The sequence below is a fragment of the Vibrio marinisediminis genome (assembly GCF_014050145.1).
Lineage (GTDB): Bacteria > Pseudomonadota > Gammaproteobacteria > Enterobacterales > Vibrionaceae > Vibrio > Vibrio marinisediminis.
The window spans coordinates 561,704-572,272 of the sequence record NZ_JACFYF010000002.1; the positions used below are offsets into that span (position 1 = coordinate 561,704).

Genomic DNA, 10,569 nt, shown 5'->3' on the forward strand with positions numbered 1-10,569 from the left:
AAAACTTGACACAGTTTAAAGTAACCATTCTTGCTGAACATTCAGTTTTCATGTTTATGCAACATTGATCACTATAATTTTCTAGAAAAAGTGCAACAAAAGTGGGGACTTACATTTGATTGAAAAAACGATCACAAGCAAACGTTTAACTGATTACCTAACTTTAACCTCAGCATAAAAATTAATGATGGCAAGAACGTAAAGCCGAGCATTAAATGAGGCTAAAAACGAAAAAAGCTGCCCATGGCAGCTTTTAATTTAGATAGGATAAGCGTATTTCGACTAACGGATATCGATATTCGCGAAGCTTTTGATCAAATCATCGAGATCTTTCATCTGTTTTAGGAAAGGCTCTAATTTGTCTAGCGGCAATGCCGATGGACCATCACAACGAGCTTGATCTGGGTTTGGGTGCGCTTCAATAAACAGACCCGCAATACCCGTCGCTAAACCCGCTTTTGCTAGCTCAACCGTTTGCTCACGACGACCACCGGATGCCGCGCCTGATGGGTCACGCATTTGTAGTGAGTGAGTAACATCAAAAATGATTGGGCTGCCGTTAGACGCTTTCTTCATTACGCCAAAACCAAGCATATCAACCACTAGATTATCGTAGCCCATACATGAACCACGTTCACATAGAATGATGTTTTCGTTGCCACACTCAGCAAATTTATCGACGATGTTACCCACTTGACCAGGGCTCATGAATTGAGGTTTCTTAACGTTGATCACTGCACCCGTTTTTGCCATTGCTTCAACCAGGTCAGTTTGACGCGCTAAGAATGCAGGAAGCTGAATCACATCAACAACATCAGCTACTGGCTGCGCTTGTGCTTCGGTATGAACGTCTGTGATGATTTTCACGCCGAACGTATCTTTTAGCTCTTGGAAGATTTTCATACCTTCTTCAAGACCTGGACCGCGGTATGAATGAACAGAGCTGCGGTTTGCTTTATCAAAAGAGGCTTTGAATACGTAAGGAATACCAAGCTTGTCAGTTATCTTTACGTAATGCTCACAGATTTGCATCGCAAGATCGCGAGACTCTAGTACGTTCATACCAGCAAATAAGGTAAACGGTTTGTCGTTAGCAACAGGAATATCACCAACATGAACGATTTTCTGTTCCATCATTTTCTCTCTTTTTCAACCTAGTAAGCCAGTGTGTTACTGGACTTAGTGTAACGTCACCTGAGTTTGACTCATGGCACGAACTTGATTTTTAAGTAACTCTGCAGCCGGATCTTCCGGACACTGATCAATAAAGTACTGATAATCAGATGAAGCTATCTGATGACAGTCTAGTTGCTGATAGATAAAGCCGCGATCTCGAATTTCATACGGGTCATCTGGCGCGAAGGACAATGCTAAATCAGAACAACGCAACGCGAGTGCGTAACGCTCTTCACGCAGCAATGCACTTTTGATCAATGCAAGCCAGCGCCCTATCACCGTTGGGTGATCCGCGACTTTTAAGTAATTTGGTTTCAGTTTAGCAAAAGGACCTTTTTGCCCAACAAGCCATGCGCGCAGCGTATGTTCCGAGACGTATTCACCATTAAAAGGGTTCACATATTGCACTGGGTGCTCAGGCCATCGAACCATCACGACAAACTGAGTCGGAAATGTGACGCCCTCAACAGGAAAACCAAGCTGCTTACCAAAATAGAGCAGCAGTGAACCTAAGCTCACAGGAATCCCTTTGCGACGCTCTAAGACTTTATCAACAAACGCATTAGCTGAGTCAAAATACGCGTCTTTATCACCCTGAAAGCCCCACTCTTGGTAAAAGAGTCGTAAAAACGCCTCAAAGCGCTGCTGCTCGTGATGTTCATTGACTAAAGCTAACTCAGCTTCTTTCAGCAGGCGCTGCATCTCTGCCCGTGCCCAATCCGCTTGAGTTTCAGGATCAATCGCCTGATTGAGCACTAACGCACCTTCCGCTAACTCCAGCGCATCAAAGTCTTCATCAAACAATTTTTGCATTCGAAATTACCAATTTAGAACAAAAATGGGGTTTTGGTTATGGCAATTTTACCCGCCATCATCAACCAACCCAACGCACCCAGGAAGGCAAAAATGCGTAACAGCGTATTTTTTGCCAATTTCAGCGCAAAGAAACCCAATGCAATGTAGGCCAGTACACAGGTAATTTTGGTTGTTAGCCATGGTGCTGCTTCAGTGAACGGAATATAACCGGTGATTATCGATAAGATAACACCTGTCACCAATAAACAAGTGTCATTGACGTGTGGAAATACTTTAAGAAATTTTTTCTCACGTAGTGACGAATTCGCCAGTAGCAATGCAAAACGTACTGATAGTAACGTTGCGCTTAGGGCAATAGTGAGTAAGTGAAAATGTTTCAGTCCTTCGTACATCAATCTGCTCTCTTATTGTGTTTTCACATAGCGACCTAATGTCACTCTATCGTTGTGCCCATAATCTTGGAATGTGTCTATCTCTTGGTAACCCAACTCATTGAAAATATTACGAACCGCTAAACCTTGGTCATAACCATGTTCAAACAGCAGCCAACCGTTGTCTAACAAGTGGTGGCGCGCCTTGTCGGCAATATGACGAATATCGGCTAAACCATTGCCTGCCGCAACCAAGGCACTTAGAGGTTCAAAGCGTACATCACCTTGAGCTAAGTGCGGGTCATTCTCTTCAATATAAGGAGGATTAGAGACAATCACAGCAAATTGCTTACTGCTCTCAAGAGGCTCAAACCAGCTTCCCGCTAAGAAAATCGCATTACGAATCTCTAAGTTGGTTGCATTGGTTGTCGCTAACTGCTGAGCGTCAGGCATCAAATCAATACCCATGACATTGCGAGTTGGCAATTCAGACGCTAACGCGAGTGCTATCGCCCCTGTCCCCGTGCCAAGATCAAGAATATCACCTTGCGTCGCAAGTGCTTTGTCCAAGGCTAACTCTACCAATCGCTCTGTATCTGGGCGTGGAATCAAAGTGGTTGGTGACACTTTTAATGGCAAAGACCAAAACTCACGCTCGCCAACGATATAAGCCACTGGCTCACCGGTTAAACGACGAGTAAGTAAAGACTCAAACGGCGCTAATTCGAGCGGAGACAGTTCTTTTTCAGGCCATGTCATTAAAAATGAGCGGGGTTTATCTAAGGCGTGACAGAGTAATACCGCAGCATCAAGAGACGGCGAATCGCTGCCGTTCTCTTGAAGTTGCTGTGTGGCTCGCTTTAGTGTGTTCTCAACACTGTTTGCAGCCGACATTTAATTAGTTGCTCTCTGCTAGAGCGGCAAGCTGATCCGCTTGGTACTCTTGGATCACAGGATCAATCAAACTCGCCAAGTCACCTTCCATCACTTCGTTTAGACGGTAAATAGTCAGGTTGATACGGTGATCAGAAACACGACCTTGTGGGTAGTTGTAAGTACGAATACGGTCACTACGGTCACCCGAACCTAGCAAGTTACGACGAGTGTCTGACACTTCTGCCGCACGACGAGCTTGCTCAGCCTGTACGATACGCGCAGCCAGTACCTGCATCGCTTTCGCTTTGTTTTTATGCTGTGAACGCTCGTCTTGACACTCTACCACTGTACCTGTTGGTAAGTGAGTAATACGGATTGCTGAATCTGTGGTGTTAACGTGCTGACCACCCGCGCCTGACGCACGGAAAGTATCAATTTTCAGATCTGCCGCTTTGATTTCTGGTAGATCCGCTTCTGGGATTTCAGCCATGACAGCAACGGTACACGCTGATGTATGTACACGACCTTGCGATTCAGTTTCTGGTACACGTTGAACACGGTGACCGCCTGATTCGAATTTCAGAACGCCGTAAGCACCATCACCGCTCACTTTCGCGATCATCTCTTTGTAACCGCCTTGCTCAGATTCGTTACAGCTCATCACCTCGATGCGCCAGCCTTTCTTCTCAGCAAATTTTGAGTACATACGGAATAAGTTACCCGCAAAGATACCCGCTTCATCACCACCCGCACCGGCACGAATCTCTAGGAAACAGTTGCGGTCATCGTTTGGATCTTTTGGCAGTAGCAAAATTTGCAGTTCATCGTTCAAACGTTCGATCGCTGCTTTTGCTTCTTTAATTTCTTCCTGAGCCATTTCACGCATTTCTGCGTCATCTTCTTTTGCCATCTCTTCTGCAGCTTCAAGATCATCTTGTGCTTGCTGATAAGCTTGGAAGCACTTAGTGACTTCTTCGAGTTGAGAATACTCTTTTGACAATGCGCGGAATTTATCCTGATCGCCAATCACTCCAGGATCACCAAGTAGGTGTTGAACTTCTTCATAACGTTCTACTAGCGTTTCTAGCTTAGTTAGAATTGAGGCTTTCATATTTTATTAACTCAGGGTTCTAGTTATAACGGGTCTTCAAGACCTAAACTTTGTCTAATAATGGCAAGCTTTGCTGGCTCGCCTTGCTCCGCCGCACTTTGTAAAGCACGGGTTGGGGCATGAATGAGTTTGTTGGTGAGTTTATTGCTCAACTCAAGCAACACTTTTTCTGGGTCGCCCCCAGCGGCGAGCGCTTGAATACTTTTACCGAGCAGATCTTCTCTGATGTCGTTCGCGTTCTGACGGAACTCACGAATCGTATCGACACCTTGCAGTGAGCGTAGCCAAGTCATGAATGCAGCACTTTCTTCGCTGACAATCGCTTCGGCTTGAATCGCTTCAACTTTGCGCTGCTCTATGTTGCTATCAATGATCGACTGTAAGTCATCCACCGAGTATAAGTAAGCGTCATTAATTTCACCGACCTGTGATTCAATATCACGAGGGACGGCAATATCCACCAGCAGCATCGGCTGATAACGGCGACTTTTCAGCGCAGTTTCCACCATGCCTTTACCAATAATAGGCAATGGACTTGCGGTAGAACTGATCACAATATCCGCTCTTGCCAAATGCTCAGGGATCTCAGGTAAGCTGATCACTTCCGCACCAAACTGCTCAGCTAATAATTGCGCGCGCTCTTTGGTTCGGTTAGCCACAATCATTTTAGTGCAGCCGTTGGCAGCTAAATGTTTTGCCACCAACTCAATCGTTTCACCCGCACCGACTAACAGTACGGTCGACTCTTGTAACGACTCAAAAATATGTTTAGCAAGCGTACACGCCGCATACGCGACAGAAACAGCATTGCCACCTATATCGGTTTCTGTACGAACACGTTTAGCAACAGAAAACGTTTTTTGAAACCATTTTTCCATTGCCGCATTAACAGAAAGACCCGCGCGTGAGTCAGAAAAAGCTTGTTTTACCTGCCCAAGAATCTGCGGTTCACCCAGCACCAATGAGTCCAAACCACAAGCAACACGCATTAAATGTCGAATGGCGGCTTGCTCTTCATGAACATAAATACTGGGTTTTAGTTCTTCAGCGCTGACTTGATGGAACTGTGCGAGCCAATCAATGACCTTGTTTTTACACGAAGGTTTGACGTCACAATAAATCTCGGTACGGTTGCAAGTTGAGACGATGACACCACCACTAACATGAGGGCTTTCAGATAGTTGTTGTAAAGCTTGCGGTAATTTGTCCGGCCCAAACGCGACTTTTTCGCGTAGTTCTACAGAAGCCGTATTATGATTGATACCGATAGCAAGCAATGACATGTACTGTGGGTTCTCTGAATCAGGTGGTGTACAAACAGGGACGGAATTTTACTTGATGCCCCCGATGAATAAAAGGGGATCGCCCAACTGTTTTCACTCTACACTATTTAATCGTCAATATTGAGGGTATAAAAAACCGATTGTACCCTATTTCTCAACCACATAGCTTGAATCAGACTGCAAAGTCCGTAATTTCCTTTTCGAAACAAGAGTAACAACACTTTTCAATGGTATAGTTACCAACCTAAATTCAGTTGAACAAGGAAATGAGTCCGCTATGTCTTTGCGACTTTCACCAAAACGCTTTTTGCTGCTTTTTTTGATTGCACTGGTCACAGGGTGTAGCTCTGTCCAAGACAGTTATACCAACGTGGAATGGCAAGCGCACCAACAAAGACTAGAGCTTATCCGCAATTACAAAGCCGCTGGTAAGTTGGGCTACATTGCACCCAAACAGCGTGAATCGCTTACTTTCTATTGGCAAAATACGCCAAAAGCTCAAGAGTTACGCTTAACCACGTTCCTCGGACAAACGGTACTAAACCTCAACATAGATTCATCTGGTGCAAAGGTTGAGACTTATAATAATGAGACTTATACCGATACCAGTGCCGACCGTTTAATTGCCGATCTCACGGGCTTAAACATCCCGGTAGAGCAACTCAACGATTGGCTGCTCGGCAAACCAACCAATGCTGATGAGTTCAGTGTCAACGAGACGCAGACATTGGCATCGTTAACCAAAAAAATTAATGGCCAAACTTGGAAACTAATCTATTCAAGTTATCAAGATGTGCCATTTTTAGGTTCAGACCTTCCTGTACCGCACAAGCTCAAACTAAAACAAAACGACACCACCATTAATTTGGTGATCTCTAAGTGGACTTTGAAGTAATGATTCGTGAAACCACACACTGGCCTTCACCAGCAAAACTTAATCTATTCCTTTACATTACTGGTCGTCGTGAGAATGGCTACCATGAACTGCAAACGCTGTTTCAGTTCTTAGACCATAATGACGACTTAACCATTACCGCCAATGACAGCGGGATGATCACCCTCTCACCCGATATCCCGGGTGTTGCACTTGAAGACAATCTAATCTGGCGCGCAGCAAAGGCTCTACAGCAATTTACAGGTTGTCAGCATGGTGCTGATATCCAACTTAACAAGATTTTACCTATGGGTGGTGGCATTGGTGGCGGTTCTTCCAATGCAGCGACCGTACTTGTTGCACTCAATCACCTATGGCAAACCAAATGCAATGACGACCAATTAGCTGAAATCGGTCTTCAATTAGGCGCTGATGTGCCTGTTTTTGTTCGAGGTCATGCGGCATTTGCGGAAGGGGTTGGCGAAGAAATAATCCACGTTGAACCGGAAGAAAAATGGTACTTGGTGGTTAGACCCAATGTCAGCATCGCAACGGTCGATATTTTTACTCATCCCGACTTAACCAGAAACACGCCGAAACGCCCGTTATCCCTACTTCTTGAGGGTGATTACGAAAACGATTGCGAAAAAATTGTCCGAATGCTGTACCCAGAGGTTGATAAGCAACTTTCATGGCTGCTACAATACGCGCCGTCGAGACTGACGGGCACTGGATCGTGTGTTTTTGCTGAATTTTTGAGCAAAAACGATGCACAAAGCGTGTTCGAGCAATTATCTGACAATGTGTCGGCATTTGTGGCTAAAGGTAATAACGTTTCGCCCTTATACCAGACACTGGCTAAATACCGTTTAGCCCACAACTCATCTATTTAAAAACTGGACGCAAACCTGAGGTTTCCACCGTGCCTGATATGAAGCTATTTGCTGGTAACGCAACACCTGAACTAGCCCAACGTATTGCTGATCGTCTTTACATCTCACTTGGTGACGCCACTGTTTCTCGTTTCTCTGACGGCGAAGTCGCTGTTCAAATTAACGAAAACGTACGTGGTAGCGATGTATTCATCATCCAATCTACTTGTGCACCAACTAACGACAACCTAATGGAACTTGTCGTGATGATTGATGCAATGCGCCGCGCTTCTGCGGGCCGTATTACAGCTGTAATCCCTTACTTTGGTTACGCTCGCCAAGACCGTCGTGTACGTTCTTCTCGCGTACCTATCACTGCGAAAGTAGTAGCGGATTTCCTGTCTAACGTTGGCGTTGACCGCGTTCTAACGATCGATCTACACGCAGAGCAAATTCAAGGCTTCTTCGATGTACCTGTAGATAACATCTTCGGTACACCAGTACTTCTTGAAGACATGCAATCGCGTGGTCTAGAAAACCCAGTAGTGGTTTCTCCTGACCTAGGTGGCGTTGTACGTGCTCGTGCAACAGCAAAAGCGCTTGGCGACATCGATATCGCTATCGTTGATAAACGTCGTCCACGTGCGAACGTATCTGAAGTAATGAACCTTATCGGTGACGTTGAAGGTCGCGACTGCGTGATCGTTGATGACATGATCGATACAGGTGGCACCCTATGTAAAGCAGCAGAAGCGCTTAAAGAGCGCGGTGCTAAGCGAGTATTCGCTTACGCTACTCACGCTGTATTCTCTGGTAATGCTGCTGAAAACATCGGAAACTCAGTTCTAGACCAAGTGATCGTGACTGACTCAATCACTATGTCTAAAGAGATGGACGCGACAGGTAAAGTGACCACACTAAGCCTATCTCGCATGCTAGCTGAAGCTATTCGTCGCATTAGCAACGAAGAGTCAATCTCTGCAATGTTCAACTAATCCCTCGCGATTAGACCGAATTGAAAACACCCCTTTTAGGGGTGTTTTTTTATTGCTATCGTTGTGCAAAATTACCGCCAATATCCACACCTCGCCCGAGGCAGGATTTGTGTGCTATCATACTGCGCTTTTTGATATTCCAGAGAGATCCCAACCTTGACTCAACAGATCAAACTTCTTGTCGGACTAGCTAATCCTGGCCCTGAATACGCTAAGACTCGCCATAATGCGGGCGCTTGGGTTGTGGAGGAGTTAGCACGCGTTCATAACGTTACGCTAAAGAATGAGCCTAAGTTCTTTGGTCTTACTGGACGTATCATGGTAAATGGTGAGGATCTTCGCCTATTGATCCCTACCACTTTTATGAACCTATCTGGCAAAGCAATTGCTCCGCTGGCTAAGTTCTACCAAATTAAACCAGAAGAAATCATGGTCGCTCATGACGAGCTAGACTTACCTCCTGGTGTCGCTAAATTTAAAAAAGGCGGCGGGCATGGTGGTCACAATGGTTTACGTGACACCATTAGCAAATTAGGCAACAACAAAGAGTTTTATCGTCTTCGGATTGGCATTGGTCATCCGGGACACAAAGATAAAGTGGCTGGTTTTGTACTCGGCAAAGCTCCTGCTAAAGAGCAAGAGCTATTAGACGCGGCGGCAGATGAAGCTGTTCGTTGTCTCGACATCTTGATTAAAGATGGTCTAAGCAAAGCACAAAATCGCTTACACACGTTCAAAGCTGAATAAGGTTACAATCATGGGTTTTAAATGTGGCATCGTTGGTCTTCCAAACGTTGGTAAATCAACTCTGTTCAATGCATTAACTAAAGCGGGTATCGAAGCTGCAAACTTCCCGTTCTGTACTATTGAACCAAACACTGGTGTGGTTCCTGTGCCAGATCTACGTCTAGATGCGTTGGCAAAAATTGTGAACCCTCAGCGAGTACTGCCGACTACGATGGAATTCGTAGACATCGCAGGTCTAGTTGCTGGTGCATCAAAAGGTGAAGGTTTAGGTAACAAATTCCTAGCTAACATCCGCGAAACTGATGCGATTGGTCACGTTGTTCGTTGTTTTGAAAATGAAAACATCATTCACGTTGCTGGTAAAGTATCACCTATCGAAGATATCGAAGTCATCAACCTAGAGCTTGCACTGGCTGATCTAGATTCTTGTGAGCGTGCTATTTTCCGCAATGCTAAGAAAGCAAAAGGCGGCGATAAAGACGCTAAGTTTGAAATCACCGTACTAGAAAAACTACTACCAGTATTAACTGAAGGTGGTATGGCTCGTACTGTTACGCTTTCTAAAGAAGAGTTACTGGCGATCGATTACCTGAACTTCCTAACGTTAAAGCCAACAATGTATATTGCTAACGTTAATGAAGATGGTTTTGAAAACAACCCATATCTAGATGCAGTTTGCGAATACGCAGCAAAAGAGAACAACGTGGTTGTTGCTGTTTGTGCTGCTATTGAGTCAGAAATGGCTGAACTAGAAGATGACGAGCGCGAAGAGTTCCTAGCGGACATGGGTATTGAAGAACCAGGTCTAAACCGCGTGATCCGCGCAGGATACGAGCTGCTAGAACTTCACACTTACTTCACAGCTGGCGTTAAAGAAGTTCGTGCTTGGACAATTCCTGTTGGTGCAACTGCACCAAAAGCAGCGGGTAAGATCCACACTGACTTTGAAAAAGGCTTTATCCGTGCTGAAGTTGTTGGCTACGATGACTTCATCCAATACAACGGTGAAAGCGGCGCGAAAGATGCCGGTAAATGGCGTCTTGAAGGTAAAGAATACATCGTAAAAGATGGCGATGTGGTTCACTTCCGCTTCAACGTATAATTAACTGCGCATTTTTTGTGCAAGTTGTTGAGTTTAAAAGCCTGCAGATATGCGGGCTTTTTTTATAACTGCAGTATCGCAACCATTTAATTCATTATCGCGCAGTCATTTTGTTACCAGTTTTAGATCATTAACACGCCTCTTTGTTTAAAAAGAAACCGAACGATTCATTTCTCCAAATTTCTGCGAAAAAACTATTGACGGTTTAGCCTCAACTCCGCATAATGCGCCCCGTTCCCAACGAGACAGCAACAAATCGAAAAGGAACAAAAAACATGGTAATGGCTACTTAGCTCAGCTGGTTAGAGCACATCACTCATAATGATGGGGTCACAGGTTCAAATCC

11 protein-coding genes are annotated in these 10,569 nt (G+C 45.0%); 5 read left to right on the forward strand and 6 right to left on the reverse strand.

Annotated elements, in window-relative coordinates; genetic code table 11:
* Positions 1–282: 282 nt before the first annotated feature.
* Genes kdsA through hemA form a run of 6 tightly spaced genes read right to left on the reverse strand, consistent with a single transcriptional unit; the run spans position 283 to position 5,633 of the window.
* On the reverse strand, positions 283–1,134 hold the full coding sequence (gene kdsA / locus H2O73_RS06720) for a 3-deoxy-8-phosphooctulonate synthase (protein ID WP_182107897.1): 852 nt from the start codon (positions 1,132–1,134) through the stop codon (positions 283–285).
* 45 nt (positions 1,135–1,179) lie between these two features.
* On the reverse strand, positions 1,180–1,989 hold the full coding sequence (locus H2O73_RS06725; protein WP_182107834.1) for a SirB1 family protein: 810 nt from the start codon (positions 1,987–1,989) through the stop codon (positions 1,180–1,182).
* 14 nt (positions 1,990–2,003) lie between these two features.
* Complete coding sequence (locus H2O73_RS06730; RefSeq protein ID WP_182107835.1) at positions 2,004–2,384, reverse strand: SirB2 family protein; 381 nt, start codon at positions 2,382–2,384, stop codon at positions 2,004–2,006.
* A 12-nt stretch (positions 2,385–2,396) separates the two neighbouring features.
* Positions 2,397–3,257 (reverse strand): peptide chain release factor N(5)-glutamine methyltransferase, encoded by an 861-nt coding sequence (prmC, locus tag H2O73_RS06735; protein WP_182107836.1) that lies wholly within the window; start codon positions 3,255–3,257, stop codon positions 2,397–2,399.
* 4 nt (positions 3,258–3,261) lie between these two features.
* Positions 3,262–4,350 (reverse strand): peptide chain release factor 1, encoded by a 1,089-nt coding sequence (prfA, locus tag H2O73_RS06740; protein WP_182107837.1) that lies wholly within the window; start codon positions 4,348–4,350, stop codon positions 3,262–3,264.
* A 23-nt stretch (positions 4,351–4,373) separates the two neighbouring features.
* A complete protein-coding gene (gene hemA / locus H2O73_RS06745; RefSeq protein ID WP_182107838.1) occupies positions 4,374–5,633 on the reverse strand; it encodes a glutamyl-tRNA reductase in 1,260 nt (419 codons plus the stop codon).
* Between the two features lie 277 nt (positions 5,634–5,910).
* On the opposite strand from hemA, the gene lolB reads away from it, so the two are divergent.
* The 5 genes from lolB to ychF all read left to right on the forward strand — a co-directional run bounded on the left by lolB (position 5,911) and on the right by ychF (position 10,223).
* The gene (gene lolB / locus H2O73_RS06750; RefSeq protein WP_182107839.1) at positions 5,911–6,528 is read left to right on the forward strand and encodes a lipoprotein insertase outer membrane protein LolB; all 618 of its coding nucleotides are present in this window, start codon (positions 5,911–5,913) and stop codon (positions 6,526–6,528) included.
* Positions 6,528–7,400 (forward strand): 4-(cytidine 5'-diphospho)-2-C-methyl-D-erythritol kinase, encoded by an 873-nt coding sequence (ispE, locus tag H2O73_RS06755; RefSeq protein WP_182107899.1) that lies wholly within the window; start codon positions 6,528–6,530, stop codon positions 7,398–7,400. The genes lolB and ispE overlap by 1 nt, the downstream gene beginning before the upstream one ends.
* A gap of 29 nt (positions 7,401–7,429) precedes the next feature.
* The gene (locus H2O73_RS06760) at positions 7,430–8,374 is read left to right on the forward strand and encodes a ribose-phosphate pyrophosphokinase (protein ID WP_182107841.1); all 945 of its coding nucleotides are present in this window, start codon (positions 7,430–7,432) and stop codon (positions 8,372–8,374) included.
* A gap of 156 nt (positions 8,375–8,530) precedes the next feature.
* A complete protein-coding gene (pth, locus tag H2O73_RS06765) occupies positions 8,531–9,121 on the forward strand; it encodes an aminoacyl-tRNA hydrolase (RefSeq protein ID WP_182107843.1) in 591 nt (196 codons plus the stop codon).
* A 10-nt stretch (positions 9,122–9,131) separates the two neighbouring features.
* Entirely contained in the window at positions 9,132–10,223 is a 1,092-nt protein-coding gene (gene ychF / locus H2O73_RS06770; RefSeq protein WP_182107845.1) for a redox-regulated ATPase YchF, read from the forward strand.
* Positions 10,224–10,569 lie beyond the last annotated feature (346 nt).